The following is a 26,487-nucleotide window of genomic DNA, read 5'->3' as shown; positions in this document are numbered from 1 at the left end:
TTTCTCGATGCCGGATCGCCAGATTGTGACACCGGATCGCCGTTTCCCTGGGCTGAAATAGACGTCGGTTGCCAACAAGGCGCGTTTTTTTCGACCACATTGAAACAAGGAAGCGGAACGATGCTGCTGACCAATCCGGGATCATCATCACCAACGATTCTGAATGCCCGCCGCAAAAACACGGCGTGGGCCGTGTGGCAGGCCTCTCCCCGCCTGCGACGCTGGCTGGAAGGGATTTCGTTATGGCTCGCGGTGATGCTGTTCCTGTTTGTGCATCCGTTGTATGCCGAGGCCTCCGAAAGCGGCCATGGTGGTCACCAGGGAGCCGGTGAGTTTCATTTTGTTGACGATGGCGGACAGCCAGTGGGGCCGGCGACGCTGCTCAACACCGATTACAGGGTGACCGTCAGCGGGTTGCTTGCCGACACCCGCTTGCGCCAGAGTTTCCGTAATACCGGTCAGCAATGGCGGGAAGGGGTATTCGTGTTCCCGCTGCCGGAAAACGCCAATGTTTATGGAATGACCATGACCGCCGGCGATCGGGTGATCGTCGGTGAAATCCATCAGAAGCAGGAAGCAGAACGCCAATACACCCGGGCGAAAACGGAGGGCCGCAAAGCCGCCCGAGTCGACCAGCAGCGGCCCAACCTGTTCACCACCCGAATGGCGAACATCCCGCCCGGTGAAACCGTCACCGTCGAGCTCCACTATCAGCAGGCGGTACGCTATCAGTCCGGTGAGTTCGAACTGCGCCTGCCCACTACCCTGACACCCCGCTACATGCCCGGCGAGTCGGCGGACAACCGGCAAGCCCGATGGACCACCGGCTGGGCGACCCCCACCACGGAAGTGCCGGATGCCGACCAGATCAGCCCGTTCACGGTGCTGCCGGAAGATGTGGGCCCCGACAGCCACCGGGCCACCATTGCCCTGGATATCACCGCCGGGTTGCCGGTCAGCCGTGTGTCCAGCCCCAGCCACCGGCTGAACAGCACCTGGAACGGTAATACTGTTGAGGTATCACCAGAGTCCGGTGCGGTGCTGATGGACCGTGACCTGGTGGTGCGCTGGGCGCCGGCCCGGGGCATGGAGCCCGCGGCTGCCGTGTTCCATGAGCGCTGGCAGGGCGAGGATTATCTGCTGGCCCTGGTGATGCCGGGCCTGAACCATGATCAGCGGCTGCCGAGGGAGCTGGTGTTTGTGATCGATACCTCCGGGTCCATGGCCGGCGAATCCATCCGCCAGGCCAGGCAGGCGTTGCTGCGCGGGCTGGACACGCTGGGCCCGGACGACCGTTTCAACGTCATCCGGTTCAACAGCCAGACCCATGCCCTGTTCATGGAAGCAGTACCGGCCAGCAGCAACAACATTGCCCGCGCCCGCCGCTATGTAAACGAACTGAATGCCGACGGGGGCACCGAGATGGCGCCGGCGCTGGAAGCGGCACTGGATGACAGGCGCGGTGACGCCAGGGACGGCTTTGCAGGAGTGCGGCAGGTGGTGTTCATTACCGACGGGGCCGTGGGCAACGAAGCCGAACTGTTCGGTAAGATCAGCAACAAGCTGGCGAGCAGCCGCCTGTTCACGGTGGGTATCGGCCCGGCCCCCAATATGCACTTCATGCGCGAAGCAGCGCGCTATGGCCGCGGCACCTACACGGCCATCAGTGACCTGTCAGACGTTGCCCGCCCATTGGACGGGCTGTTTGGCAAAATGCAGTCCCCCGTGTTGACGGACATCGCGGTTAAATGGCCCGGCCAGACTCCCGCAACGGAAGCCTTCCCGGACCGTATAGGCGACCTGTTCCGGGGCGAACCCATGGTTCAGGTGGTGCGTGGTCTGCCGGGCGAAGGCGAGCTGGATGTCTCCGGGCGGCTACCGGACGGCAGCGAGTGGCAACAATCGCTGCTTCTTGACCATGCCTCCAGCGGTAAGGGCCTGCATCGTTATTGGGCGAAACAGAAGATCAACGGTCTGATGGACAGCGGGCTTACCGGTCGGGTTGATGACGATTCGCAGGCGGAAGTGACGCGCCTGGGGCTGAAGCATCAGCTGATGACCAAATACACCAGCTTCCTGGCGCAGGAAAAAACGGCATCCAGGCCGGCAGACGAAAGCCTGGCCACTGACAGTGTACCCACGCTGTTACCCGCCGGAAGCCAGGGCACCATGTTGCGCTATCCCCAGACGGCAACGCTGTCGCCGTTGTTCATTGCCATCGGCCTGGTGGGACTGATGGTCTCGGCCGCGATCACCCTGCTGCAAGGGAGGGTTTTGGCATGAATCGTCTGATTCTTGTTCTGGTAACAACCTTTGCGACTGTCCTCGCGGTAGGCCTGTGGATTCCGCTGAAGGCTCTGGCGGCCCAGGAGCTGCTGGAACTGGCCTGGGCGGAGAGTCAGGCCCGGCAACAGCAAACCCGCCCCTGGCCCTGGGCGGATACCTGGCCGGTGGCGCGCCTGACACTACCGGAAACCGGCCAGTCGCTGATTGTTCTGGATGGGGTACATGGTGAGAGCCTGGCCTTCGGGCCAGGACAGGTGATCGGCAATGACCGCCAGGCGGGGCCGGTGGTCATCGCCGGCCACCGGGACACCCACTTCCACGGCTTGCAGCACCTGGAGACCGGAAGCCGGGTTCGGTTGCAGGACCGGGACGGACACTGGCGCAATTTCCGCGTTGACCGTATCCGGGTGGTTGATAGTCGTCACGAGCAGATCAATACGGCACTGCTGCCGCGGGATTCGCTGCTGCTGGTGACCTGTTACCCCTTCGATGGCATGGGCAACAACGGTCCGCTACGCTATGTGGTGGAGGCCACGGCCGAGTCGCGGGCGACGGCGGATGAAACCAGTAACAACCTGTCCGTGGAGGCTGTTGCCGGAACCTGATTTTGGCGTACACTTGTGCGCCAAAAATTGCCTCAGGGTCTTGCGTTCGATGGGATTGATCAGAAAGTTTCTGGCCTGGCTGACGGTGCCGGCCATTTGTGTGTTTGCACTGGTTCTGTATGTGGCCAGGCCGTTCAATCCGGATAATAACCGGTTGCTGGGGCGGACAGTTGCCCGGGTTGGCCGCCTCTTCCTGGGCATGGAGCGACCTTTGGAAGGAGCAGGGAATATGCCGCAGAACAGGCCAACCGTGGTTATCGCCAACCATCAGCACAACGATGATCTGTTTGTGATGGGTGACCTGCTGCCGCCCCGCACGGTCACGGTGGGCAAGTCATCGCTGGTATGGGTTCCGTTTTTTGGCCAGGTGTTCTGGCTTGGAGGCAATGTCATCCTGAACCGGGGCCGCTCCCACAAGGCGATCGCGGTTATGAAGGCTACCAGTGAAGCCGTCAGTCGTGATCACAAGAGCCTCTGGGTGTTTCCAGAGGGTACCCGCAGCCGTGGCCGCGGCCTGCAGAGTTTCAAGAAAGGCGCTTTCCATACAGCTGTCGCTGCGGGTGCACCGATCACCATGGTCTGCGCCAGCCAGTATTATGATCGCCCCCTGGGCTGGTCCGGTCGCCGGGAGCCGGTGGCTGTCCGGGTCCTCCCTCCGGTCGAGACAGAAGGACTGACTGTCGCGGATATTCCACAGCTTATGGCCAATTGCCATCAGCAAATGGAAGCGGCCATTGCGTCCCTGGCATCAACTTCCTGATTCCATTGCCCGGCGTTATTGACAGCGTTCGCGGAAGTGCTTGAAGCGTCAGGCAAAACAGGGCAGTCTTTCGGTGTCTGTTCCGCAGCAGGGAGATGCATGCAATGAATCTTATTCTATTTCTTATTATTGGTGGTGTGGCCGGCTGGCTTGCGGGTCTGATCATGAAAGGCCGTGGCTTTGGCGTGCTGGCGAATATCGGTATCGGTATTGTCGGCTCCTTTCTTGGCGGTTTCGTTTTCCGGCTACTGGGGCTTGCCGCACAGGGGGCCGTGGGTGAACTGGTCACCGCCACCGTGGGGGCGGTGCTGCTGCTGGCCATTGTCAGCGCAATCAAGAAGGGTTAAAGATGATCGTACCTGTTTCAGCTGTTTTCGCGGCCGTCCTCGGGCTGTTGTTGCTGGTGTTGTCGGGAATGGTTTCCCGCTTTCGCCTCAAGTACCAGAAAAGCATGGGAGTGACTGAAGACCGGGACTTCGAGGCAGCTGTCCGCGCCCAGGCCAACCTTGTGGAATACGCTCCCCTGGGCCTGGTGATGCTGGCCATTGCCGAATTGAACGGGGTTCACAGTGGGCTGGTGTACTGGACGGGGATGGCCTTCGTTGTGGGGCGGGTGCTCCATGCCTTTGGCATGATCAATGGCCGGGGAGGCCCTCACGTTGCGCGCACGACAGGCATTCTGCTGACCTGGGCAGGCATCCTTGCCATTGCCGCGTTGCTGCTCTGGAACGTGTTCCAGGTCTACGGCTGAATTTTTACAGCGCCTGAGCCATTTCCATGGTGAGGTATTCCAGTTCCAGCCGGCGGTTGGCAGCATGGTCTTCCGGCCGCGCCAGTGGTCGTTCACTGCCCCAACCACTCACCAGAATCTGGCTTTCCCTGACACCTTCACGAATCAGCACTTTGGCGGCGCTGCCGGCTCGCAGGCGGGAAAGGAAGTGATTGTATTCGCCGACACCAAAATTATCGGCATGGCCGTGGATACGTACCTTTACGCCAGGGTTGTGCCGTAAATAATCGGCGTGCTGGCGCAGTATGGCCTGGTCCTGATCGTCCAGGCGATGCTTGTTGAATCCGTAATGAAAACGCAGGCGGTGTGGTTTTCGCGGAGAACCGTCCGCATCCAGTGCCGGCATCGCAAGGCCGGCTTCAATGGCCGCTCTTGCAAGCAGTTCCGGGTTGTCCAGTATGAGTACAGTCATGGCAGTTTCCTTGTTTGCAAGTCCGTTTTTGTTGTTGTCCCGGCAACTATTGGCTGTGGCAGGGACAACGGCAATTGGCGATTGGTCGAAACCCTTGTGCAATGCCCTTTCCGGCATTCTGCGGTTCGCCCCGTTTGCGGCTGCCCTGATTAAATGTCATTTGAATGACCTTGTTGTTACAACCGCAGAGTAGCCTTTATTGAGGCGGCGCGCACAGTTTGTTTTGCCCGCGGTGCCGCAAATCGCTTCAGGGTTTATTACAGCGCGAAAAACTGGCCATGCTGTGGTAAAAAGCACCTCTCCCGGGACAGATTATGATGAATTGTGACCGTCCATGCTGATTATCCCTGCAGAAAAGTCTGTTAACTGGAAGCACCCACCCTGGGTGACCCTGGGGTTGATGCTGGCCTGTATGCTGGTATTCACGTTTTACCAGGGCGGCGACAGCCGTCTGACCGAACAGGCCATTGAGGAATATCTGGATTCGGATCTTCAGTCACTCGAGGCGCCGGTATACGAAGACTATCTGCAGCGCCGGATTCGTTTCCAGGGGGATGAAGAGCGGGTTTACGAGTTGCAGAACTTCCGGCAGTTGCGCCAGCAGGGCGGTGACCTGTGGGTGGCCTACAGCCTGCTGTCCGACCGTGAATTCTACCAGTACATGCTGGAGAACCGGGACATGCTGCTGGCGCCCGCGGAACGCCGGCGCTGGATGCAGCAGCGGGGCGACATCCAGACCCGGCTGATGGATCGCCTCAGCGCCAGCCAGCTGGGCCTGGTGCCGGCAGAGTTTTCACTGTACACACTGATTACCTATCAGTTCCTCCACGGTGGCTGGGCACACCTTATCGGTAACCTGGTATTTCTGTTCCTGCTCGGTTTTACCGTTGAGAAGGCCCTTGGCCCCGGCCGTTTCCTGCTGGCCTACCTGATCTGCGGGGCACTGTCCGGTGTGGTGTTCACCGTCTTCTCCATGGGTAGCCATGTTCCCCTGGTAGGTGCGTCCGGTTCCATATCCGGGCTGATGGGTATGTACGTAGCCATTTACGGGCTGCAGAAAATCCGCTTCTTCTATTTCGTGGGTGTGTACTTCAATTACTTCCGGGCGCCGGCCCTGGCGATTCTGCCGGTGTGGCTGGGCAAGGAAATCTATGATTACTGGTTCGCCGGCGCCACCGGTGTCGCCTACATGGCACACGCCGGGGGGCTGGTGGCAGGCGCTGGCATGGTCTGGTTGCTGGGCAAGAGCTGGCTGCAGGTAAAAGAGGAGTTTTTCGAGCCGGAAGAGCGCGAGCAGGACGAGCGCTTCACCACCGGTTACAGCCAGGCCATGGCCAGCCTGGGGCGAATGGAGTTTGACCTGGCCCGGCGCCAGTTCGAGGCGCTACGGGAACATTACCCTGATCGCACAGTGCTTCTGGAGCACCTTTACCAGCTGGCTAAATTGCGCCCGGATCTGCCGCAATACCGGCAGCGGGCGCGGGAGCTGATGAACGAGTCCCTCAGCCGCCGGCCCGACCAGATGATTGAAATATGGCAGGAATACCTGGGTAAAGGTGAACGTCATCAGCCGCTGAGCGCCCAGGACCATAACAGGGTTCTGTTCACCAGCCTGAAGCAACACGACCTCAAAGCCGCAGAAAAGGCCTTCGAGAGGCTCCAAAGCACCGGCGATGAGCTTCTTACAGTGGAAGCCTGTCGATTACTGGCAGACGAGTTCGAAAAGCACCAGATGACCCCGAAGGCCCGCCACTACAGGCAGTTGTTACAACAAGGCTAACTCACTGTTGAATGGCCATGTGGCGGGGATGTTTTGCCAAAACCGTGCGGAGGCATGGATGGCGGAGCTGAGCGCACAGGGATGTATTCACAGCATGTCTTGGCAAAGCATCCCCGGTACATGGCCTACTCCTGAACAGAAAACGAAGCAGTGGGACCCTTCACCGGCTCACGGTTCTCAACCTGCTGCAGGTAAACATCAATCTGTCCGTGAAGTGGGTGGCTGAGACAGCGTTTCTTGATAAACGTAAGAAATGCAGAGGCCTTTTCCCACTGCCCGAGGCCGTTGGCCAGGGTCTGTGCGACCAGCAGATAGGCCGGTGCCAGCTCCTCGCTGCCCGGGAAGCGTTTGTGAAAATCCTGCAGCAGCTTCAGCGCTGGCTTGAAGTGTCCGCGCTGGTACAGGCAGCGGGCACAGCGCACGGAAAGCCCGGGCTCTTCCAGTCTGAATCCGGGCTCGATGGTTTCAATGGCGGCCAGTAGTTCCGCGATAGCATCACCATCGTTCCGGTCCGCCAGCAGTTTCAGCAACCTCGGGTGATAGCGGTACAGCTCCGGAATATCGTTGCGAGCAGTCAGCAACTGGTGTAGCTGCCTCAGCCTCAGCGTATTCTGTGAGTCCCGCTTAAGGGCCTCTTTGAGCATCGATTCAACGCGGTCGTAATTGCCGTCCTTCAGATTCATGTCGATGTCGGCGTCAAACCGTTGGGTCCGGCTCCTGTTCCGGCTTTGCCCGGGGTGTTCGTCATCCTGAAGGTCACTGGCGAATCCTAGCTCCTCCTGATACTGGAACAGCAGATAGCCCAGCATATGAAACAGCATCAGCGTAAAGGTACTGTTGAGAAAGCCGGCCAGTGTGCGGGCAATCCCCGGCGTGAAGTGGGTGAGTGCGAAATCCTGCGCCGCGCCGGATGCCAGTGTCAGCAGTATCAGATAACCGTAGAGCAGGAAATAGGGCGCGCCGATCCGCGAGATCAGTACCGCAAGATTCATCGGATTGACGGCAGCCATCACCGAATGTTCCATGGCCAGCACCATGATACTGGCGGGCAGGGCCAGTATCACGAAAGCCAGCACCAGGAACATCAGCAACGGCCCGCCCACCATGGCCGCGGCAGCCACCATGCCACCCATCAGCGCAAACACCAGCAGTTGCAGAATGACAATATCGAAACCACTGCCACTGAAAGCCACGGCCACCGGTGGCGGTTTCATGTGTCCCTCGGCGGTATGGCTAATCACCGCGTAGGTATATTTCAGCAGCGCCAAAGCCAGCACGAGGGTGATAATCAACCCGATGAGGTTGCCACTGACCAGCAACGGCACCAGCGTGCAGATGGCAATAACCATCAGCGGATCGGTATGAAACGGGTAGCGGAAAAACGCCCCTATCCGGTTCCAGAAGGGCACCACCTCAGTGGCCGCGCCCAGGTAGCGCATGGCGCGACTGCAGTGGGGGCATAATGCCTGTTGCCTGCGGGCATGAGCATCCGGCATGCAGCGGGTGCAATAATGAATCTGGCAGTCTCCGCAGTGCCATTTTGCAGGTTCGCCGGGATGGTAATGGCAGTCGTGTTTCACAATCGGCCCGGTTCTGGTGGCTCAGAGAATCAAGCGGCAATGATGGCAGAAGGCCGGCCATCCCACCAGACGGCTGTGTCGCAAATGCCGGTATTTATTGCCATGCTCGCCGATGGTGCTCAACCGCGTCGCCAGGCTCCGGTAGACTGTCACCGACGATACTGCGTATCAGTATGGATACACAAAGAGCTGACGGGGGACTTTTGGAAAAGGCAGCAGAACTGAATGCGTTGGGTGACGAAACTGCGGGCCGGAACGATAACCGGTACAGCTGGCGTGGCGTTCTCGCCCTCGCCCTCAAGCACAAGCCAAGACTGGTGCGGGCCAATCTGCTGGCTATTCTGGCCACGGTGGTCAGTGTGCCCATACCGCTGTTACTGCCGGTGCTGGTGGACGAAGTCCTGCTGGAGGAAGCCGGGCCGGTGCTGCCTGTCATGCAGGCAGTGCTGCCCCAGGCATGGCATCAGCCGGTGGTCTATATCGGCCTGATGGTGGTGGCGGCGTTTCTGTTGCGGATGCTTTCGCTCACCTTCAATGTGCTCCAGTCGCGGGAATTTTCGAAGATCTCCAAAGACGTTGTTTTCAGAATCCGGTCGCGCCTGCTGGGTCGGCTGCAACGGGTAGCCATGTCGGAGTACGAAACCCGGGGTTCGGGCGGTATCACCAGCCATTTCATTACCGACCTGGACACCATTGACCAGTTCCTGGGCACCAGCATCAGCCGTTTTCTGGTGGCGAGCCTGACGGTCACCGGAACCGCCATGGTGTTGATGTGGGTACACTGGCAGCTGGGGCTGCTGATCCTGCTGTTCAACCCGCTGGTGATCTTCGCCACCATGCTGATCGGCAAGCGGGTCAAGGAGCTCAAGCGTCAGGAAAACAGTGCCTACGAGGATTTCCAAGGCGATCTGACCGAAACCCTTGACGCCATTCACCAGCTCCGGGCCGCCAACCGGGAACAGCATTATCTGCACCAGCTGATCAGTCGTGCCCGCACGGTTCGCGACCATGCCATCCAGTTCGAGTGGCGCAGTGATGCTGCCGCCCGCGCCAGCTTTGCGCTGTTCCAGTTTGGTGTGGATACCTTCCGCGCAGCTGCCATGGTAACAGTGCTGTTCAGCGACCTGAGCATCGGCATGATGTTCGCCATCTTCGGCTACCTCTGGTTCATGCTGACGCCGGTTCAGGAAATGCTGAACATGCAGTACGCCTGGTTCGCAGCCAACGCAGCCCTCGGGCGCATCAACCGTTTGCTGGAACTGGAAGAGGAGCCCCGGTATCCCGCGCTGGAGAATCCTTTCAGGGGCAAACACACCGTGGGTCTGTCGCTGAGGAACATCCATTTCAGTTACGGCGATGAGCAGGTGCTCAGAGGCATCAATCTTGATCTGGCCCCGGGCGAGAAGGTTGCTGTGGTGGGGGCCAGCGGCGGCGGCAAATCCACCCTGGTGCAGGTTATTCTTGGCATGTACACCCCGCAGAAGGGCGATGTGCTGATTGACGGGGTGCCGGTTCAGCGGATCGGGCTTCCCTGCCTGCGGGAGCATGTGGCCACGGTTTTGCAGCATCCGGCGCTGTTCAACGATACCCTGCGCCAGAATCTGACCCTGGGTCGGGACAAGCCGGATGCCCAGCTCTGGGACGCCCTGCGGATCGCCCAGCTCGACCAGACTGTCGCGGCGATGCCGGATCTGCTGGACACTGTGATTGGTCGCCAGGGCGTCCGTCTTTCCGGAGGCCAGCGCCAGAGGTTGGCCATCGCCCGGATGGTGCTGTCAGATCCCTCTGTGGTGATTCTGGACGAAGCAACCTCGGCTCTGGATGCGGAAACCGAGTTTCAACTGCATCGGGATCTTGAAGCGTTCCTGAGCAAGCGAACCACCCTCATTATTGCCCACCGGCTCAGCGCCGTTAAGCGGGCAGATCGGGCGTGTGTTTTTGAGGACGGGCGGATTATCGAAGAGGGTCAACATGACGATCTGATCGCCAAAGATGGCCTCTACGCGCAGCTGTACGGCGAAAGACAGGCCTGATATTTCTCGTCAAGTTTTTACTCGCACAGCCGTTAACCCTGTTGCGCACGGAGTTACGCTGTATTGGCGGATAACCGTCGACATCTTCCCTATACCTTCCCCGATCCTGATCGCGGGCAGGACGACGTTGAGCGGCTACTGGCCGTATTGTGAGGAACAGAATGACCGCAACCCAATCCTTGCGCAGTGATGATTTCGCCCGCCAGCAGGTACTTGAGACCGATCGGCAGATGCTGACCATCCTGCTGGCCCACATACCTGTCGTCGCACTGCTTGTACCCTGGGGCTATGGCACATATACCTTTGCAATTATTGCCTCGCTGGCTGTCGGAGCACTTGTGCTGGCGGGTTATGTTTCCCTGCGCGGTACCCGGGCCTGCTCGGCGGCCTTCGCGGTCTGTCTGATGCTGTTCTCTGCCGTTATGATCCAGGCCCAGATGGGCCGTATCGAGATGCACTTTCACATCTTCGCGTCCCTGGCACTGGTGATCATTTACCGGGATTGGCTGCCGGTCGTCGTGGCCGCTGCAGTGATAGCCGTGCACCACCTGGTTCTGACGGGGTTGCAGCAGGCCGAATCGCAAATCGGTGGCATGCCACTGATGATCTTCAATCACGGCCATAGTTGGGGTGTCGCCTTCCTGCATGCCGCCTTCGTGGTGTTTGAAGCCGGTATTCTGGTGTTCTTTGCCCTGCGCATGGGTGCGGAAAGGCAGCAGACCCTGCAGATGATCACCATCGTCCACGGATTTGATCAGGACAAGGACCTGCGGGGACGCTTGCCGGCACAGAACCAGAGTGTGAGTGCGCTCTCCTTCAACCAGATGATGGAACAGTCTGCCGCGCTGATCAGGCAACTGCGGGAGTTTTCCGGGGTATTGCGCCAGAACGCAGAGCAACTCGCCAGCGCCAGCCAAAGCACCCGCACGTATGTCGAGCAACAGCAGCAACAGGCGGATCAGGTGGCGACTGCAACCAATCAGATGGCCGCCAGCGTTCAGGAAGTGGCGCAGAACGCGCAACTGGCCTCGGAGGCTTCCACGGATGCTTCCAGGGCGTCGGCGGCCGGAAGCAAGGCCATGATCAGTGCCCGCACCATGACCGAGGCCACCAACCAGGCTTTGGGTGACAGCAGCCGGATGGTGAGTCAGCTCTCGGAAAAAGTGGAATCGATTGCCCGGGTAACCGGCTCTATCAATGATATTTCGGACCAGACCAATCTGCTGGCTCTGAATGCCGCCATAGAAGCAGCCCGTGCCGGCGAGCATGGCCGCGGTTTTGCTGTGGTAGCCGATGAAGTACGTTCGCTTTCAAAGCGCACCCAGGAATTCACAAATGAAATCCGCACCACGGTAGACGAACTGAAAGACCTTTCCGAGGCTACCCATGCGGCTATGGAGATGGGCCAGAGCCGCTCTGGCGAATCCAACCGTGCGATCAGTGAAGCAGCAGAAGCGATCAGCCGGATAGAAGAAGCCATCGGTGCCGTCAGTAATATGAATGACCAGATCGCCTCTGCCTGTGAACAGCAGTCGGCGACGTCCGTTCAGATAAACGAGAGCATTCACTCGGTAGCTACCCGCAATACCCAGGTGGCAGAGGAGGCCAGCGCTGTTCAGCAAATGTCAGAGGAGCTGGAGCGCGTCGTTGGCGGTGTGGATGAGCTGGTTAATCGATACCGGCTTGATTAGATCCGGCCTCCCATTCACTCCACTAATTCCGAACATTCACGGGCCTACGGTTGAAGTCTCGTGAATCAGTGCAATAGTTATAGGTGACTCCCATGGCCGGAGTCTTTGCGTCGGTGTACTCTTGCAAGTGCGGAGTGCACCGATGCAAAGGCTCCTGCAAAGCCTTCCGGACTCTTCGGATAATGAAAAAGGAGGCACCTCATGTCGAAACAAAGCCTTAGCAAAGACAGTCTCAACACCCTTTCCAGCCTGGAGGCTGGCGGTAAAACCTACCATTACTACAGCCTGCCGAAAGCAGCGGATACCCTGGGCAACATCGACAAGTTGCCGTTTTCCCTCAAGGTGCTGCTTGAAAATCTGCTGCGTAATGAGGATGACACCACTGTGGACCGCGGGCATATCGACGCCATGGTCCAGTGGATGAAAGAGCGCAAGTCTGATACCGAGATCCAGTTCCGTCCTGCCCGTGTGTTGATGCAGGACTTCACCGGGGTGCCCGGTGTTGTGGACCTGGCAGCCATGCGGGAGGCGGTCAAGGCTGCCGGCAAGGATCCGGCGATGATCAATCCGCTGTCACCGGTGGATCTGGTAATCGACCATTCGGTCATGGTGGACAAGTTTGGTGATGCGTCTGCGTTCAAGGACAACGTTACCATCGAGATGGAGCGTAACCAGGAGCGTTACGAGTTCCTGCGCTGGGGCCAGCAGGCCTTTGACAATTTCCGGGTGGTGCCGCCGGGCACCGGTATCTGTCACCAGGTGAACCTGGAGTATCTGGGCAAAACTGTCTGGAGCAAGGATCAGGACGGCAAAACCATCGCCTATCCGGACACCCTGGTGGGTACCGATTCCCACACCACCATGATCAACGGCCTGGGAATCCTTGGCTGGGGTGTCGGCGGTATCGAGGCGGAAGCAGCCATGCTGGGCCAGCCCGTCTCCATGCTGATTCCGGAAGTGGTGGGCTTCAAGATTACCGGCAAGCTCAAGGAAGGCATTACCGCCACTGACCTGGTACTCACCGTCACGGAAATGCTGCGCAACAAAGGCGTGGTGGGCAAATTCGTGGAATTCTACGGTGATGGTCTCAAAGACATGCCGGTTGCTGACCGGGCCACCATCGCCAACATGGCGCCGGAATATGGTGCCACCTGCGGTTTCTTCCCGGTGGACGAGCAGACCATCAAGTACATGAAGCTGACCGGCCGCGAAGACGACCAGCTTGAACTGGTGGAGGCCTATGCCAGGGCCCAGGGGCTGTGGCGTCAACCCGGCCAGGAGCCGGTATACACCGACAATCTGGAACTGGACATGGGCGAAGTTGAGGCCAGCCTTGCCGGTCCCAAACGTCCCCAGGACCGGGTGGCCCTGAAGAACATGAAGGCCTCTTTCGAGCTGCTGATGGAGACGGCTGAAGGCTCGGCGGAGGAATCCCGCAAGAGTAATCTCGAATCCGAAGGCGGGCAGACCGCCGTGGGTATTCACGACAGTTACGAACACGCTGCCAGCCAGCCGCTGGAAATGAACGGCCAGAAAAGCCGGCTGGATCCCGGTGCCGTAGTGATTGCGGCCATTACCTCCTGTACCAACACCTCCAACCCCAGTGTGATGATGGCTGCCGGCCTCATTGCCCAGAAGGCCGTGGCCAAAGGGCTGCAGACCAAACCCTGGGTGAAGACGTCGCTGGCGCCAGGCTCCAAGGTAGTGACCGATTATCTGAAGGTGGGCGGCTTCCAGGATGACCTGAACAAGCTGGGATTCAACCTGGTGGGCTATGGCTGCACCACCTGTATCGGTAACTCCGGCCCATTGCCGGAGGCCGTGGAAAAGGCCATTGACGATGGTGACCTTACCGTGGCCTCGGTGCTGTCGGGTAACCGTAACTTCGAGGGCCGGGTGCATCCGCTGGTGAAAACCAACTGGCTGGCGTCACCGCCGCTGGTGGTGGCCTATGCACTGGCGGGGAACGTGCGCCTGGACCTGTTCAAGGACCCTCTGGGTGAAGACAAAGAGGGCAACCCGGTTTACCTGAAAGATCTGTGGCCAAGCCAGCAGGAAATCGCTGAAGCGGTAGAGAAAGTGAAAACCGACATGTTCCACAAGGAATATGCCGAAGTTTTCGACGGCGACGAAACCTGGAAGGCCCTCAAGGTGCCGGAAAGCAAGGTCTACGAGTGGTCTGACAAGTCCACCTACATCCAGCATCCGCCCTTCTTCCAGGGTCTGAAGGAAGAGCCGGACGCGATTGATGACATCAGGGATGCGAACATCCTGGCCATGCTCGGGGATTCGGTCACCACCGACCATATCTCCCCTGCCGGTTCGTTCAAAGCTGACAGTCCTGCCGGTAAATATCTGCAGGAGCACGGGGTAGATCCCAAAGACTTCAACTCCTATGGCTCCCGTCGGGGAAACCACGAAGTAATGATGCGCGGCACCTTCGCCAACGTTCGTATCAGGAACGAGATGCTGGACGGCGTCGAAGGCGGGTTTACCAGGCATGTGCCTTCCGGCGAGCAGATGCCCATCTACGATGCCGCGATGAAGTACCAGCAAGAGGGCACGCCGCTGGTGGTCATCGCCGGCAAGGAGTACGGCACCGGCTCCAGCCGCGACTGGGCCGCCAAGGGTACCCGTTTGCTGGGTGTAAAGGCGGTGGTTGCCGAGTCCTATGAGCGCATTCACAGGTCGAACCTGATTGGTATGGGCGTTATGCCGCTGCAGTTCCAGGAGGGGGCAGATCGCAAGAGCCTCAAGCTGACAGGGGATGAGACCATCAGCATCGAGGGCCTGTCCGGCGATATCAAACCGGGCCAGAAACTGCAGATGACGATAACCTATCCCGATGGCAACACGGAAACCTGTGAGCTCAAATCACGGATCGACACCGCCAATGAAGCAGTGTACTACCGCCATGGCGGCATCCTGCACTATGTCGTGCGGGAAATGCTGAAATCTGCGTGAGCAGGGTAAGGGCGGTTCCGGCTCCAGCGAGCCGGAACCGCTGCAACAGGTGCTCCGCCTGTGGTTTTGAGGTAAGCTGAATTGTCTGAAAGCGTCTTTCAAAACCAAATGCAAAACAGGAGTTACCGAGAGCCGACCATGTCCTCCTCCCACCTCTCCCCGGATGATCTCAAGACAAAACTGAACCTGGAAACCTCCCGGATCAACTGGCACGATCTGCAGGTTTACTATGCCCGGGGGCATGTGGTGAAGGTGTCGCCGGCCCTGGACCTGCTCGAAGTGGCAGCCGAACTGGCGGCGGATAACACGGCCCGTTTTGAACACTGGATGGCCGGTGGCCAGGTCGGGGACGTTGCCCCGGAACTTGCCCGTCAGTGGTACGAGGGGAACACCGAGCTCTGGGCGGTGGTTATTGCGCCCTGGGTACTGGTGCAGGACAGGTCCGATCATGCACTGCACTGATTGCCCCGGTTTTGCCCCGTGAAACTGCACTATTTCCACGGTCGTGGCCCCTTGCGGGCACTGGTGATGATCCGGGATCAGCGCCGGGTTGAACTTTTCATCAAACCGGTCGGCGATGACATCTGGGCACTGGTGGCCCTCAGCGGGTCGGTGGACGGCCAGCCCGAGAAACACAGGTGCCAGGGCCCCTACCGCTCGACGGCCCAGGCCGAGGCGGTGCTGCGCAGTGTTGCCGGTGCCCTGGTGGGTCAGGACTATCAGCCCCAGCCGCGGGACTATGTAGTCTGGTCGGTGATGGCCCAGCGTCTTGCCCGCACCATACGCATTGACCGCGATGCCAGTGCCGGCAAGTTCCACTTTGACCCGGATCAGTACGAGCCCATCGGCTGAACTGTCCTAGCCATCGACAATGTCCGAGGATTTCAATGCTCACCGGCGCTTTGCTGATTCTGGCACCGCTTTTTCTGGGGTTTGCCCTGGCTCTGGAGAACCGTCACCTGATGACGGTCATTCATTACGGTGTGGAGGGGCTGGTCTATTTCATCCTCGCCCTTCTGGGGCTTGGCCTTGGCCAGATGGAAGGGCTGGGTGCCCAGCTTGGCGGGATGGCCGTTCAGGTTCTGATTCTCGTGGCTGCTCTGCTGATCGCAAACATGATCGGATTGTGGCTGTTTCACCGCTGGCAGCCGATGACTGTTGAGCGCGCGGATGGCGATGTCAGCCCCGGCTATCGCCGGCTGTTTCTCGCGGGTCTGAAGCCATTGCTGGCGGTTATGGCTGGCCTGCTTGCCGGTTATTATCTGTTGCCGGACATGCCGATGGCGGAACAGGTGGCTACCTGGGCCCTGATGCTGCTGCTTTTCCTCATCGGTATCCAGTTGCGCAATGCCGGGCTGTCACTGCGCAAGCTGCTGATGAATCGTCAGGGCCTGGGTATCGCAGTCTCGCTAGCCCTGAGTTCCCTGGTGGCCGGTATTGCACTGATTCCCCTGCTGGCCTTGCCCTGGCACGATGTGCTGGCGATGGCGTCCGGCTTTGGTTGGTATTCGCTGTCGGGTATCGTGATTGGCGATGCCCTGGGCCCCGCCTGGGGTGGCGTAGCCTTTCTGAACGATGTCTTGCGGGAAATCATAGCACTGGCCATCATTCCCCTGCTGATTGCCAGCAGGCCTGCCATGGCGATTGGCTATGGCGGCGCCACTGCCATGGATTTCACCCTGCCAGTGATCCGCAGCAGTGGTGGTCTCGCCTGTGTGCCGGTGGCCATTGCCTCCGGTTTTTTACTGTCTTTCCTGTCGCCGGTGCTGATGGCGGTGTTTCTGTCGTTGGGATAAATTCAGGCGACGTCACTTGGCCAGGGCAGTGGTGCCTCAGACAAGAAACTTGCGCACATCGATCCTGTACTCGTCAGGGTCGACGGATTTCAGAATTCGGTCCTGTGCCTTGGGTTTGGCCAGGTCGATGGTTTCCATGGTGATCGGCAGGCGGAAACGGGTGTTGTACATCACGCGGACCACGGGTAGCCGCTGGTCGTCGTCACTGGTTTCCACCACCACACCGAGGCGTCCGCTTTCCAGAAGCACCAGGGAGCCAATGGGGTAGAGGCCCACGCAACGGATAAACTCTCGCACCAGGGCCGGGTCCAGATGGCTGCCACTCCATTCCAGCAGCTTCTTGAGGCCCTGGCTGGGAGTCATGCCTTTGTGATAGACCCTGTCGGCGGTGATGGCATCGTATACATCGGTGATCGCTACCATACGCCCGTACAGCGAAATTTCTTCACCCTTGAGTCCTTCCGGGTAGCCACTGCCATCAAGCCGCTCGTGGTGTTCCGCGGCGGTAATGATGGCCAGTTCACCAATGCCGTCGGTCGACTCCAGAATGCTTCTCGAGTGCCGGGCATGGGCTTTCATGACTTCGAACTCCTCCCCTGATAACCGTCCTGGCTTGTGGAGAATGTCGTCAGGGGTGAGGATTTTACCAATATCGTGCAGTAACGCTCCGACAATGGTTTGATGCAATGCATCCGCCGGTAATTTTCGGAAGCTGCCGAACAGGGACATCAGCACACTCAGGTTGACGGAGTGCTCCATCAGATAGTTGTCCTTTTCACGAATGCGACCAAGGCAACTGAGGGCGTTGGCATTGCGGAAAACGGAACTCTGGAGTTCGTCGGCCAACTGATGGATAGGCGCTATGTCGATGGCTCCACCAACCTTCACACTGTTCATCAGGTTGCCAACCAGGCCCTGGGCCTGGGTGTGTATCTGTTGGGCGGATGCCATTTCTTCGGCTACCGTTACCCGTCTTGAAACAGCAGGCTTCAGACCCCCGGCGTTCTGAAGCGCTTTGTCATTGCGGCGGTCCACTTCATGGGCGGTTTCGGAGTCCTGGGAATCCAGGCCCCTGGAGACATCGATGTAGACGTAATCCACGCTCATCCGGCGGATTTTCTCGAGGGTGTCCTCTTTCCTGATCACGCCGCGACGACGCTGGGTATTGTGAGGAATCCAGTCGTTGTTCAGGTCGGTGATGTACATACCGACCTTGAGGGCCGAAACGGGTATGCGTTTGATCATTGACGCTGGAAGAACGTCCTCAGGCTGTTTTCATAGGTCGTAGTCAACACCTTCTCCAGCAGTAGCTGTTTGACTTCGGCGATTTTCTCGGCAACAAAAGGAATGTAGAAGGGCGCGTTTTCCTTGCCGCGATAGGGTACCGGAGCCAGAAACGGTGAATCGGTTTCCAGCAGGATCTGTTCGATCGGCGCCATGCGCACGATGTCGCGTACGTTCTCGGCCTTGTTGAACGTGGTAATGCCATTAAAACCGAGGCACCAGCCTTCGTCCAGCGCATATTGCGCCAGCCCGGCCCCGGAAGTAAAACTGTGGATCACGCCACGGCGCTTGAGCGTGCTTTCGAATTCTTTCAGGATATCGATGGTGTCGTCGTCTGCTTCCCGGCTGTGAATCACCACCGGGCGATCTTTGTCGCAGGCAATCTGGAGCTGGCGGCGGAAAACCTGACGCTGTACCTCGCGGTCCGCGTTGTCGTAGAAATAATCCAGGCCGATCTCGCCCACAGCCACGATCTTGTCATCACCGGCATGGGCACGAATTTCTGCTTCCGCGGCGTCGGTATACTTCTCGGCATCGTGAGGATGCACCCCCTGCGTGCCATACACCCAGGGCGCTGCCTGACTGATTTCCCGCACTACAGCCAGATTTTCCGGTGACACGGCGATCGTGATCAGCCGCTCGATATTGACCCGCTGCGCTTCGGCGAGGGTTTCCTCCAGGGGACGGTCCTTGAGGTAATCCAGGTGGCAGTGGGTTTCAATGATCGGGTGATCGAATACGGGAATCTCGCGACGTTTTTTACTCATTGTCAGCTACTACACTCCAACGCAACCGGAGCAATGGCTGCTATTCTGAATAATTGGTCTGTCAGTCTACCAGTTTGACCGATTGTTGACCTGCATTACCTCCATAGGGAGTTGCACGGAGCACTTTGATGAAATTATCGGCGTTTGCCAGCTCTTTTCTTTTCGACCCGAAGAAGCCCGGTTTCGGGGATTACCCCACCCTGTTGGACCAGGATGAGAAACTGCCAGGGCTGGAAGCCAGCCTGGAACAGATTGGCGAGTTCCAGCGCCGATTGTGGGCTAACCGGGCCAGGGCCGTATTGCTGGTCACCCACGGGCCGGACACCAGCGGCAAGGACAGCCTGATCCGGACTCTGGCAACCTACGCCGATCCTGCCGGCTTCCATGCCTGGTCGTTCAGCCGGCCCAGAGGCGCTGAAACCCGTCACGATTTCCTCTGGCGGGTAACGCCTTTCCTGCCGGGCTTTGGTGAAATGGTCGCGTTCAATCGGAGCCATCACGAGGCGGTGATTGCCGAGCGGGTGTGGCCGGTTCACCAGCCGCAGAGCTACAACTGGAAAAACCGTTACCAGTCCATCCGGAACTTCGAGCGCCATCTGGTGGAAGAAGGCACAACAGTGATCAAGATCTGGCTCAATCTGTCCGAAGATGAGCATCGTCAGCGCCTTCTCAAGCGCCTGGACAAGCCCCGTAAGCGTTGGAAATTCGATAAATCTGACATCGACGGGTGGGAGAAGCGGGGCCAGTATGAGGCATTCGCCGAAGAAGCCCTGGCCGCAACCCACACCACGGAAGCGCCCTGGTTTATTGTTCCCGGCGACAGGAAACCCCGGGCGCGGGCCATTGTTGCGGCTCTGCTGGCGGAGCAGCTGCAACGGCTGGCCCCGGAATACCCGAAAGAAGACGAAGGCGTGCTGAAAGATTACCGTCGGCTGTTGGCCAAAAATGGCGTGAAGTGAACCAAACGGAGAGGCACATGCAGATTGTTGTTGTCGGTGGGGGCGTAGTGGGTATGACTACGGCTTACGAGCTGAACCGCAGAGGGCATCAGGTCACGGTGCTGGAGCGCCACGGTGTTGCCGGAAACGAAACCAGCAAGGGAAACGCGGCCCAGCGTTCCTACGGTGTGGTCTATCCGTGGGCGGACCCGGCCATGGTGTTGAAAGCCATACCCTGGCTGTTCAAAAAAGACGGTCCCCTGAAAATGAGGGTGCCGCCCTCCCTGGAAACCCTGCGATTCATGTTCGCCACTCTGCGTTATGCCAGCTCGCCTGGCCTGTTCGGCCTCAACAAACGCGCCATGCTGCGCCTGGGGATGCACAGCCGTGAACGCTTCCTGGCTCTTGAGCAGGAGCTGGAGCTGCACTTTGATGGCGACCACAAGGGCCTGCTCCACCTGGCCAGCACCCCGGAAGCCCTGGAAAGTTACCGCCAGACACAGCAATTGCTTGATGAACTCGGTATCGCCTCGCGACTACTGACACCCGAGCAGGTTCGCGAAGCCGAACCGGGCATGACCGGCAATGGCCCGCTCTATGGCGCCCTGAGCTATGACACCGATGGTACCGGTGACTGCCATCTTTTTTCACGCGAACTTGCCAAAGCCTGCGAATCGAAGGGCGTCAGGGTTCGCTACAATACCGAAACAGAGCATCTTCTCGCGAACGATCAGCGGGTAACCGGCGTTGACGTACGCAATAAAGATGGCAAGTCGGAAACCATTGAGGCGGATGCGGTGGTCATCTGCGCAGGCTGCTGGTCCGGCCAGCTGACCCGCCAACTGGGGCTGAAACTGCCCATTTACCCGGTCAAGGGTTACAGCTTTACTGTTCCGCTGACAGACCCTGAGCGGGCGCCAGTCTCCACCGTGCACGATGATAGCTATAAGGTTGTCTCCACCCGCCTGGGCGACCGCCTCCGCGCCTCCGGCTTCGTGGAACTGGCGGACTTCAACCGCGACATCCCCGAGGCCCGGCTGGCCACCATCCGCAAATCCGTGGAATCCCGGTTTCCGGGCTGCGCGGATCTGAAGGCCGCCGAAACCTGGACCGGTTTCCGGCCCATGACTCCGGACGGGCCTCCCATTATCGGCCGTGGCCCCCGGGAAAACCTGTTTCTCAATACCGGTCACGGTACTTTCGGCTGGACCCTGTCGACGGGCAGTGCGGCTGTGATTGCCCAACTGATCGACGGGGAGGAGCCTTCGGTTTGCCTTGATGCATTCAGACCTGGGCGGTTTGCCGAATAATGATTGTGGCCTTGGGGAAGAGCCGGTCCGGAGGCCCTTCCCAAGATACGCTGTGAATACGTCCCTGTACGCTCGACGAAAACATCCATGTTTTCGACGATCTTGGGAAGGGCCTCCGGACCGGCTCCCAGAGTTCACAGGTGCCTGCTACCAGGAATCGGAAGATTCTCGAAGCTTTCGCTCGATATTCCCACAGAGGGTATGCACAAAACCGACATCCCGCTCCGTGAGTAGGGGCAACCGCTCGAACACCCACTGAGAGAGCTTGCCATCTGAAGGCGCATCCAGCTCAGGGAGCAGAGTTTCCAGCCGCTGACGAAGGGCACCCAGCCGGGCGTCAGGAGCTGCTCGCCGGGATTGTTCCCCAGGCGCCGAGGCCAGGCCGGACAGTTCCCAGGCATAGAGCATGACCGCCTGGGACAGGTTCAGCGATGGGTAGGGCACGGCCATGGGAAAGCCTGTGAGCAGGTCGCACAGTGCCAGTTCGTCATTGGACAGGCCGCGGTCTTCGCGGCCGAACACCAGGGCCGCCGTTGCTACCGAGGTGCCCTTGCGGGCAATGATGTCGCGTAGCTGCGCCGGCTCGTGCCAGTCCTGCCGTTGGTGGCGGGGTTTGGCGGAGGTGCCCATCAGCAGGTCTACGGAGTTTCTTACCGCTGCCATATCAGGGAAAATGCGCGCATTGTCCAGGATGTGATCGCTGCCGTGGGCCAGCCAGTGGGCTTCTGCGCGGGTGTGCAGGTCTGAATTGACCAGCCACAGTTGCGCGAAGCCCATGGTGCAAAGGGCGCGGGCGGCTGCCCCCACATTTTCGGGAACCTTCGGTTCAACAAGTACAAAGGCCAGTTGCATGACGTTACCTCCGGCGGCGAGTTTACACCACGGCGCTGAATCTTTTTACCAGCGATGGCAGCAGTTGAACGACTGGCTGGTTCAGCACCATGAGCTGTGGCAACCGTCGCCGTTTACCGATCCGGACCCTGCCTGGAGCCGAAAGTTGCCGGCGTTGGCCGAACGGCTGGCAAAGCTCTCTGATGCGGACTGCCAGCAGATGGATGACGATCCCGGCGCACTTGCCGTATTGGTGGAGAGCGAGTTGCCGTCACTGCAGGCATATGAGGCGCTGACCCAAGTGCCGGCGCTATCCTCCCGGCAGCCGGAGTATTGCACGCTGCCGGAAAGCCGGGCCACCGATATGCCCGGCCGGAAGCGGCTGCAGTCCGGTGCTTTTGCCGCGGCTATCCGGCCTCTGAAACAGGATGTGCTGGACTGGTGTTGTGGCAAGGGCCATCTGGCCAGAACCCTGGCGCCACTGTGCGATGGCGATGTGTCCGGTTTCGAATGGAATCCTGCCCTGGTGGACGATGGTAACCGCCTGGCCGGAAAATTCGGAGATTGCGTCAGCCTGCAATGTCAGGATGTGATGGATGACGGGCTGGTGATGCCATCGGCCGGCCATGGCGTTGCGCTTCACGCCTGTGGTGATCTCCATCGCCGCTTAATGCAGCGGGGAGCTGATGGTGGCCTGTCGCGGCTGAGTTTCTCGCCCTGCTGTTACCACCTCTCAGATACACCTGATTACCGCCCTCTCTCCCAGCGGGGGAGAACCTGGAAGAATATGCTGGAACTGAGCCGGGATGATCTGCGACTGGCCGTGCAGGAAACCGTCACCGCCCCGCAAAGGGTGCGGCGGCAAACCCGCCAGATCAGCAGCTGGCGGCTGGGCTTTGATGGTCTGCAACGGCAGCTGCGGGGGGTCGATGCCTATCTTCCGGTACCCTCGCATCCGCCTGCGCTGGTGAGTGGTGATTTTGCCGGATTCTGTCGCTGGGCAGCAGCGAAGAAAGGCCTGGATTTGCCCCGGGAAACCGATTTCGACCGCTGGCAAGGCCATGGTGAACAGCGACTGCAGCAGGTACGTCGCCACGAACTGGTGCGCCACCTGTTCCGGCGGCCACTGGAGCTATGGCTGGTGCTGGACTATGGGTTATTTCTGGAAGAGCAGGGTTTTAGCGTCCACCTGGGGACTTTCTGTGAGCGACAACTGACGCCACGCAATCTGCTGATCGATGCGGTAAGGATGGCGGGACACTAGCCCTCAGGGTTTACGGTAGACCACCTCTTCCACACAGCCATCCCGGAAATACACGTAGGTCAGCTCGTACAGGTTGCCATAGTATCTGGTCTGGTAGACCCAGGTTTCCCGGGGCGTGGGGTAGGTTTCCGGCGGCCGGCCAAAGGCCTTGCGCACATGCTCTCTGGTCATGCCTTTCACCACCTGTTCACGCACCAGGTACCGTCTCAGGTCGGTGGAGTTGATAAAGCGGCAAGGGCTCGCTGCTTCTTCATGGCCGGATTCGTTCGGTTGCTCGTCCGCCTCTTCTCGCTCAGGCTCGTCAGGCAGATTCTGGCCGAAGCTGCCGCCGATCCGATTGTCCCGGATCGTTATTTTCTCGGAGTCATCCCCGCAGGGCTGGTCGGAAAAGCGGGTCTCGCCCCTGCTGTCGCAACGGTAGACCTGGGACCAGGCAATGCCGGGCATTACCAGGATGAGAATAAAGACAGGCAAAGAGTGCTTCATGGCATTTTTCTCAGGCTTCCTTGCCGAGGAGTGTGAAATACAGATGGGCGCTTTTCTTGCTGAAATTCAGGGTGTCGCCATTATCGAAGCTGACTTCAAATGAGCTATCGTCCTCACCGACCACGGATCCTGCCCCGAAGATGGCGTGGCTGAGACGGGGGCTTGCCCAAAGTGGGGCGGTCGGGTCTGCCCCGCTTTCACTGCTTCCATTGAGGAAAACCCCTTCCCGGGAAGCATAACGAGTGCCTGTGGCAGTTAATGGCGCGGTGGTCGTCAGCTCATGCTCTTTATCGGTAGTGCGGTTGTCCAGCCATTGTCCGAATTCCCGGGAGAGGGGAAAACAGAGCTCATCGACAAACCGGCTGGGGCCCTGGTCGCCGTCCAGATGCCGTTGTTCACCAAAGGGACGGGTGATCAGGTGAAGCTGCTCCCGGGTACGGGTCATGGCCACGTAAAGCAGCCTGCGCTCACTTTCCAGGAAGGCTTTCGGATCATCCTGGGCTCTGGGGCTGTACGGCAGGTACTTTTCCTGCAGACCCGGCAGGATCACGGTTGACCATTCAAGGCCCTTGGTGCGGTGAATGGTGGAAAGCAATGCGCCGCCCCGGCGATTTTCTCCGGCCTGTTTTTTAAGAGCCTTCAGGTGATCGAGTGCTCCCTCAATGTTTGCATCCAGTCCTGCCAGGTAAAGCCGGAAGCCGCGCACAGTCTCAATGCGTTCGTCGGCGGTTTCATGTGTCAGTGCCAGACTGCGGATACCTTCATAGAGCTCGGTTTCATCCGCATAGCGGGTAATCAGGTCTGCCACCGACCCCTTGAAGTTGCGCAACTGTGCCAGTATGCCCCCCAGTTTGCGGAGTTTCCTGGCGGCCATGGGCGCCAGAGCGTCGAAGTCCATGGCCAGCAAACGCTCGTGCCAGCCACTTCCGAATCCCGCGAGGAAACGCGCCAGTTGCTCCAGCTCCGGCTCTTTCAGGCCTACATGGGGAAATCTCAGCAGTTGCCGGGCAATATCGAGGCGGTCCTCGTCCGGCAGGTTGCTGATACGCCCGGACACCACCATCAGCAGGCTGGTGATGGCCTGAACCTCGCGGCTGAAGAGCGCACCCTTGCCGGCGTCAATGCGATAGGGCACCTGCCGCGACAGCAGTTTCAGTTCGATCGGCACACTCTGGCTCCATACCCGGAAGAGGATGGCGGTGTTGCCGAGCGCTGTGTCATCCATGGGCTGGAGCAGCTTGAGAACAATATCGCTGTCGTTTTCCTGCTGGTGCAGGGTTATTCCGGTCGCCGGGGTGGAAGGGTGGGAGTGGCATAGCACATCCTTGCGACCGGTGTTGTGGCAGATCAGATGGTTGGCCAGCAGGGCTACCTGGTGACCATAGCGAAAGGTGTAGCTCAGGGTCTGTTCCAGGGGGCTTTCGAATTCCTCGCTGAAGCGCTTGAGAATAAAGTCCGGTTTGGCGCCACGGAACTCATAGATGGTCTGGTCCGGGTCGCCCACAACCGTTACCCGTGCCCGGTCCCCGGCCACATACCGTAGCAGCAGGTGCTGGATTTCGTTGGTATCCTGGTATTCGTCCACCAGAACCAGGTCCATCTTGTTGCCCACTAATCGCTGCAGCGGTGGGTTCTGGTGGATGGCCATCACCGGCTCGTAGAGCATGTCGGCGTAGCTGATCCGGCTCTGGGATTTGCGCCACTGTTCAAAGCAGTGGAACAGGTCGATCAGGTAGCGGTGCTTGTCGGAGTAGCCCAGCTCTTCGAATACAATCTCCACCGGGGACAGGGTTGTTTTTACCAGATCGATGAAGTTCGCGGCGGTTTCGACAAAGTCTTTCTTGTTGCGGCGAATTTCATCGGCCAGATCCTCGGGCGCCAGCCGGCGGGTCAGCTGCCACGCCTGGTAGCTGATTTCCTGATCCGTGAGGATCTTGTCGGAAAACCCGGGCAGGAAGCCCTCGCGGACAAAGCGTTTGTAAAGCCGCAGCCCCATTGCGTGGTAGGTGCGAATTTCGGGGATCGCCAGGCCCAGGTTACGGGTTGTTTCCTGTAGCTTACGTTCAAAGTCTACCCGTGCACTCCGGTTGAACATTAAAACCAGCATGCGGTTGGGGTCGTGCCCCTGTTCCAGCAGGTAGCGAATGCGCCAGGCCAGTGTAGAGGTCTTCCCGCTACCCGCCACGGCCGTAATCACCGCATGCTCAAAGCCGGCGGTGATGATGGCCCGCTGCTCATCGGTAAGATATTCCGGCAGCTCGGTTGTGTGCGGTGTTTGGTGTCGGGTCGGCATGGACGGTATTGTACCCGGCGGCTGGTAGTGCTGATACTGGTGCCGCATAATCCTGGTGATTTTTGCTTTTCTGCTTGTCTGGATTAACCGTAAGTTCGGTGCAGGAGAGTTTGGACAGTCCCTTCCAAAACACGCTCAAGCACATCCCTGTGACGCTTGGGCTCCGCCATCCATGGCTCCGCACAGTTTTGGAAGGGACTGTCCAAACCCTCCCCTTGAATTTGGAGAATGCCGTCATGGCTACAACTGCTGAAGCAGTGAATGTGTTGGGCGAAGCCCTGGAAGTCTGTGGTACTGATCCGGAAACCGGATTCTATCGCGATGGTTGCTGTAATACCGGGCCGGACGACCTGGCCGCGCATGTTGTCTGTGCCGTTGTTACAGACGAATTTCTGGAGTTTTCCAGTGCCAGGGGGAATGACCTCAGCACACCACGGCCAGAATTCGGTTTTCCCGGCCTGAAAGAAGGGGATTCCTGGTGTCTGTGTGCGTCCCGCTGGCAGGAGGCGTTTGAAGCGGGCTGTGCGCCGCGGGTGAAACTGAGAGCTACCCAGCGGTCAGCGCTCAAATATTCCAGGCTGCAGGACCTCAAACGTCACTCCGTGGATCTGAGCTGA

The 26,487-nt window shown here is 59.2% G+C and carries 23 protein-coding genes; 16 read left to right on the top strand and 7 right to left on the bottom strand.

Features of this window, described 5'->3' with window-relative positions:
* The first annotated feature begins 120 nt into the window (after positions 1 to 120).
* The 5 genes from DIT72_RS04260 to DIT72_RS04240 all read left to right on the top strand — a co-directional run bounded on the left by DIT72_RS04260 (position 121) and on the right by DIT72_RS04240 (position 4,402).
* A complete protein-coding gene (locus DIT72_RS04260) occupies positions 121 to 2,283 on the top strand; it encodes a marine proteobacterial sortase target protein (RefSeq protein WP_135953936.1) in 2,163 nt (720 codons plus the stop codon).
* Positions 2,280 to 2,891: a class GN sortase gene (locus DIT72_RS04255; RefSeq protein WP_135953935.1), complete on the top strand. Its 612-nt coding sequence runs from the start codon at positions 2,280 to 2,282 to the stop codon at positions 2,889 to 2,891. Before DIT72_RS04260 ends, DIT72_RS04255 begins: the two co-directional genes overlap by 4 nt.
* A gap of 49 nt (positions 2,892 to 2,940) precedes the next feature.
* Entirely contained in the window at positions 2,941 to 3,651 is a 711-nt protein-coding gene (locus tag DIT72_RS04250; protein ID WP_135953934.1) for a lysophospholipid acyltransferase family protein, read from the top strand.
* A 104-nt stretch (positions 3,652 to 3,755) separates the two neighbouring features.
* Positions 3,756 to 3,998 (top strand): GlsB/YeaQ/YmgE family stress response membrane protein, encoded by a 243-nt coding sequence (locus tag DIT72_RS04245; protein WP_135953933.1) that lies wholly within the window; start codon positions 3,756 to 3,758, stop codon positions 3,996 to 3,998.
* A gap of 2 nt (positions 3,999 to 4,000) precedes the next feature.
* On the top strand, positions 4,001 to 4,402 hold the full coding sequence (locus tag DIT72_RS04240; protein WP_135953932.1) for an MAPEG family protein: 402 nt from the start codon (positions 4,001 to 4,003) through the stop codon (positions 4,400 to 4,402).
* A 4-nt stretch (positions 4,403 to 4,406) separates the two neighbouring features.
* Here the strand turns inward: DIT72_RS04240 and DIT72_RS04235 are convergent, their stop codons facing one another.
* On the bottom strand, positions 4,407 to 4,853 hold the full coding sequence (locus DIT72_RS04235) for an OmpA family protein (RefSeq protein ID WP_135953931.1): 447 nt from the start codon (positions 4,851 to 4,853) through the stop codon (positions 4,407 to 4,409).
* Between the two features lie 334 nt (positions 4,854 to 5,187).
* On the opposite strand from DIT72_RS04235, the gene DIT72_RS04230 reads away from it, so the two are divergent.
* Entirely contained in the window at positions 5,188 to 6,633 is a 1,446-nt protein-coding gene (locus DIT72_RS04230; RefSeq protein ID WP_135953930.1) for a rhomboid family intramembrane serine protease, read from the top strand.
* 125 nt (positions 6,634 to 6,758) lie between these two features.
* Here the strand turns inward: DIT72_RS04230 and DIT72_RS04225 are convergent, their stop codons facing one another.
* Positions 6,759 to 8,213: a hypothetical protein gene (locus DIT72_RS04225; RefSeq protein ID WP_168355013.1), complete on the bottom strand. Its 1,455-nt coding sequence runs from the start codon at positions 8,211 to 8,213 to the stop codon at positions 6,759 to 6,761.
* Positions 8,214 to 8,434: 221 nt separating this feature from the next.
* On the opposite strand from DIT72_RS04225, the gene DIT72_RS04220 reads away from it, so the two are divergent.
* The 6 genes from DIT72_RS04220 to DIT72_RS04195 all read left to right on the top strand — a co-directional run bounded on the left by DIT72_RS04220 (position 8,435) and on the right by DIT72_RS04195 (position 16,697).
* Entirely contained in the window at positions 8,435 to 10,246 is a 1,812-nt protein-coding gene (locus DIT72_RS04220; RefSeq protein ID WP_135954726.1) for an ABC transporter ATP-binding protein, read from the top strand.
* 161 nt (positions 10,247 to 10,407) lie between these two features.
* On the top strand, positions 10,408 to 11,937 hold the full coding sequence (locus DIT72_RS04215; protein ID WP_135953929.1) for a methyl-accepting chemotaxis protein: 1,530 nt from the start codon (positions 10,408 to 10,410) through the stop codon (positions 11,935 to 11,937).
* A gap of 201 nt (positions 11,938 to 12,138) precedes the next feature.
* Positions 12,139 to 14,901 (top strand): aconitate hydratase AcnA, encoded by a 2,763-nt coding sequence (gene acnA, locus DIT72_RS04210; RefSeq protein WP_135953928.1) that lies wholly within the window; start codon positions 12,139 to 12,141, stop codon positions 14,899 to 14,901.
* 138 nt (positions 14,902 to 15,039) lie between these two features.
* A complete protein-coding gene (locus tag DIT72_RS04205; protein WP_135953927.1) occupies positions 15,040 to 15,363 on the top strand; it encodes a DUF2288 domain-containing protein in 324 nt (107 codons plus the stop codon).
* Between the two features lie 18 nt (positions 15,364 to 15,381).
* Entirely contained in the window at positions 15,382 to 15,753 is a 372-nt protein-coding gene (locus DIT72_RS04200) for a PA4575 family protein (RefSeq protein WP_135953926.1), read from the top strand.
* Positions 15,754 to 15,788: 35 nt separating this feature from the next.
* Positions 15,789 to 16,697, top strand: a complete 909-nt coding sequence (locus DIT72_RS04195) for a lysine exporter LysO family protein (RefSeq protein ID WP_135953925.1) — start codon at positions 15,789 to 15,791, stop codon at positions 16,695 to 16,697.
* A gap of 36 nt (positions 16,698 to 16,733) precedes the next feature.
* Here the strand turns inward: DIT72_RS04195 and DIT72_RS04190 are convergent, their stop codons facing one another.
* Together DIT72_RS04190 and DIT72_RS04185 are read right to left on the bottom strand one after the other, a co-directional pair.
* Positions 16,734 to 17,942, bottom strand: a complete 1,209-nt coding sequence (locus tag DIT72_RS04190; protein ID WP_135953924.1) for an HD-GYP domain-containing protein — start codon at positions 17,940 to 17,942, stop codon at positions 16,734 to 16,736.
* Entirely contained in the window at positions 17,939 to 18,748 is an 810-nt protein-coding gene (locus tag DIT72_RS04185; RefSeq protein WP_135953923.1) for a TatD family hydrolase, read from the bottom strand. The genes DIT72_RS04190 and DIT72_RS04185 overlap by 4 nt, the downstream gene beginning before the upstream one ends.
* Before the next feature lie 128 nt (positions 18,749 to 18,876).
* Here DIT72_RS04185 and DIT72_RS04180 point away from each other — a divergent pair, with 128 nt between their 5' ends.
* Together DIT72_RS04180 and DIT72_RS04175 are read left to right on the top strand one after the other, a co-directional pair.
* Positions 18,877 to 19,707 carry a polyphosphate kinase 2 family protein gene (locus tag DIT72_RS04180; RefSeq protein ID WP_135953922.1) on the top strand — a complete coding sequence of 277 codons (831 nt, stop codon included), beginning with the start codon at positions 18,877 to 18,879 and terminating at the stop codon, positions 19,705 to 19,707.
* 17 nt (positions 19,708 to 19,724) lie between these two features.
* A complete protein-coding gene (locus tag DIT72_RS04175) occupies positions 19,725 to 20,996 on the top strand; it encodes a D-amino acid dehydrogenase (protein ID WP_135953921.1) in 1,272 nt (423 codons plus the stop codon).
* Positions 20,997 to 21,143: 147 nt separating this feature from the next.
* Here DIT72_RS04175 and DIT72_RS04170 read toward each other — a convergent pair whose 3' ends face one another.
* Positions 21,144 to 21,848, bottom strand: a complete 705-nt coding sequence (locus tag DIT72_RS04170) for a tRNA/rRNA methyltransferase (RefSeq protein ID WP_135953920.1) — start codon at positions 21,846 to 21,848, stop codon at positions 21,144 to 21,146.
* Here DIT72_RS04170 and DIT72_RS04165 point away from each other — a divergent pair.
* Positions 21,847 to 23,091 (top strand): methyltransferase, encoded by a 1,245-nt coding sequence (locus DIT72_RS04165; RefSeq protein WP_135953919.1) that lies wholly within the window; start codon positions 21,847 to 21,849, stop codon positions 23,089 to 23,091. The two genes, DIT72_RS04170 and DIT72_RS04165, sit on opposite strands and share 2 nt — an antisense overlap.
* A gap of 3 nt (positions 23,092 to 23,094) precedes the next feature.
* On the opposite strand, the gene DIT72_RS04160 is transcribed toward DIT72_RS04165, so the two are convergent.
* Entirely contained in the window at positions 23,095 to 23,577 is a 483-nt protein-coding gene (locus tag DIT72_RS04160) for a DUF4124 domain-containing protein (protein ID WP_135953918.1), read from the bottom strand.
* A 10-nt stretch (positions 23,578 to 23,587) separates the two neighbouring features.
* A complete protein-coding gene (locus DIT72_RS04155) occupies positions 23,588 to 25,918 on the bottom strand; it encodes an ATP-dependent helicase (RefSeq protein ID WP_135953917.1) in 2,331 nt (776 codons plus the stop codon).
* Positions 25,919 to 26,106: 188 nt separating this feature from the next.
* On the opposite strand from DIT72_RS04155, the gene DIT72_RS04150 reads away from it, so the two are divergent.
* Positions 26,107 to 26,487, top strand: a complete 381-nt coding sequence (locus tag DIT72_RS04150; protein ID WP_135953916.1) for a DUF2237 family protein — start codon at positions 26,107 to 26,109, stop codon at positions 26,485 to 26,487.

Origin of the sequence: Marinobacter orientalis, from assembly GCF_004792665.1 — a bacterium.
Lineage (GTDB): Bacteria > Pseudomonadota > Gammaproteobacteria > Pseudomonadales > Oleiphilaceae > Marinobacter > Marinobacter orientalis.
Note: the sequence above shows the minus strand (reverse complement) of the source record. Positions and strands in the feature narration are given on the sequence as shown.

Excerpts from the sequence above, each read along its gene's own strand:
- DIT72_RS04230 (WP_135953930.1), top strand. The coding sequence starts at position 5,188 with ATGCTGATTATCCCTGCAGAAAAGTCTGTTAACTGGAAGCACCCACCC.
- DIT72_RS04155 (WP_135953917.1), bottom strand. The coding sequence starts at position 25,918 with ATGCGGCACCAGTATCAGCACTACCAGCCGCCGGGTACAATACCGTCC.
- DIT72_RS04180 (WP_135953922.1), top strand. The coding sequence starts at position 18,877 with ATGAAATTATCGGCGTTTGCCAGCTCTTTTCTTTTCGACCCGAAGAAG.
- DIT72_RS04165 (WP_135953919.1), top strand. The coding sequence starts at position 21,847 with ATGACGTTACCTCCGGCGGCGAGTTTACACCACGGCGCTGAATCTTTT.
- DIT72_RS04195 (WP_135953925.1), top strand. The coding sequence starts at position 15,789 with ATGCTCACCGGCGCTTTGCTGATTCTGGCACCGCTTTTTCTGGGGTTT.
- DIT72_RS04235 (WP_135953931.1), bottom strand. The coding sequence starts at position 4,853 with ATGACTGTACTCATACTGGACAACCCGGAACTGCTTGCAAGAGCGGCC.
- DIT72_RS04260 (WP_135953936.1), top strand. The coding sequence starts at position 121 with ATGCTGCTGACCAATCCGGGATCATCATCACCAACGATTCTGAATGCC.
- acnA (WP_135953928.1), top strand. The coding sequence starts at position 12,139 with ATGTCGAAACAAAGCCTTAGCAAAGACAGTCTCAACACCCTTTCCAGC.
- DIT72_RS04205 (WP_135953927.1), top strand. The coding sequence starts at position 15,040 with ATGTCCTCCTCCCACCTCTCCCCGGATGATCTCAAGACAAAACTGAAC.
- DIT72_RS04245 (WP_135953933.1), top strand. The coding sequence starts at position 3,756 with ATGAATCTTATTCTATTTCTTATTATTGGTGGTGTGGCCGGCTGGCTT.
- DIT72_RS04150 (WP_135953916.1), top strand. The coding sequence starts at position 26,107 with ATGGCTACAACTGCTGAAGCAGTGAATGTGTTGGGCGAAGCCCTGGAA.
- DIT72_RS04240 (WP_135953932.1), top strand. The coding sequence starts at position 4,001 with ATGATCGTACCTGTTTCAGCTGTTTTCGCGGCCGTCCTCGGGCTGTTG.
- DIT72_RS04215 (WP_135953929.1), top strand. The coding sequence starts at position 10,408 with ATGACCGCAACCCAATCCTTGCGCAGTGATGATTTCGCCCGCCAGCAG.
- DIT72_RS04185 (WP_135953923.1), bottom strand. The coding sequence starts at position 18,748 with ATGAGTAAAAAACGTCGCGAGATTCCCGTATTCGATCACCCGATCATT.
- DIT72_RS04250 (WP_135953934.1), top strand. The coding sequence starts at position 2,941 with ATGGGATTGATCAGAAAGTTTCTGGCCTGGCTGACGGTGCCGGCCATT.
- DIT72_RS04175 (WP_135953921.1), top strand. The coding sequence starts at position 19,725 with ATGCAGATTGTTGTTGTCGGTGGGGGCGTAGTGGGTATGACTACGGCT.
- DIT72_RS04190 (WP_135953924.1), bottom strand. The coding sequence starts at position 17,942 with ATGATCAAACGCATACCCGTTTCGGCCCTCAAGGTCGGTATGTACATC.
- DIT72_RS04160 (WP_135953918.1), bottom strand. The coding sequence starts at position 23,577 with ATGAAGCACTCTTTGCCTGTCTTTATTCTCATCCTGGTAATGCCCGGC.
- DIT72_RS04170 (WP_135953920.1), bottom strand. The coding sequence starts at position 21,848 with ATGCAACTGGCCTTTGTACTTGTTGAACCGAAGGTTCCCGAAAATGTG.
- DIT72_RS04255 (WP_135953935.1), top strand. The coding sequence starts at position 2,280 with ATGAATCGTCTGATTCTTGTTCTGGTAACAACCTTTGCGACTGTCCTC.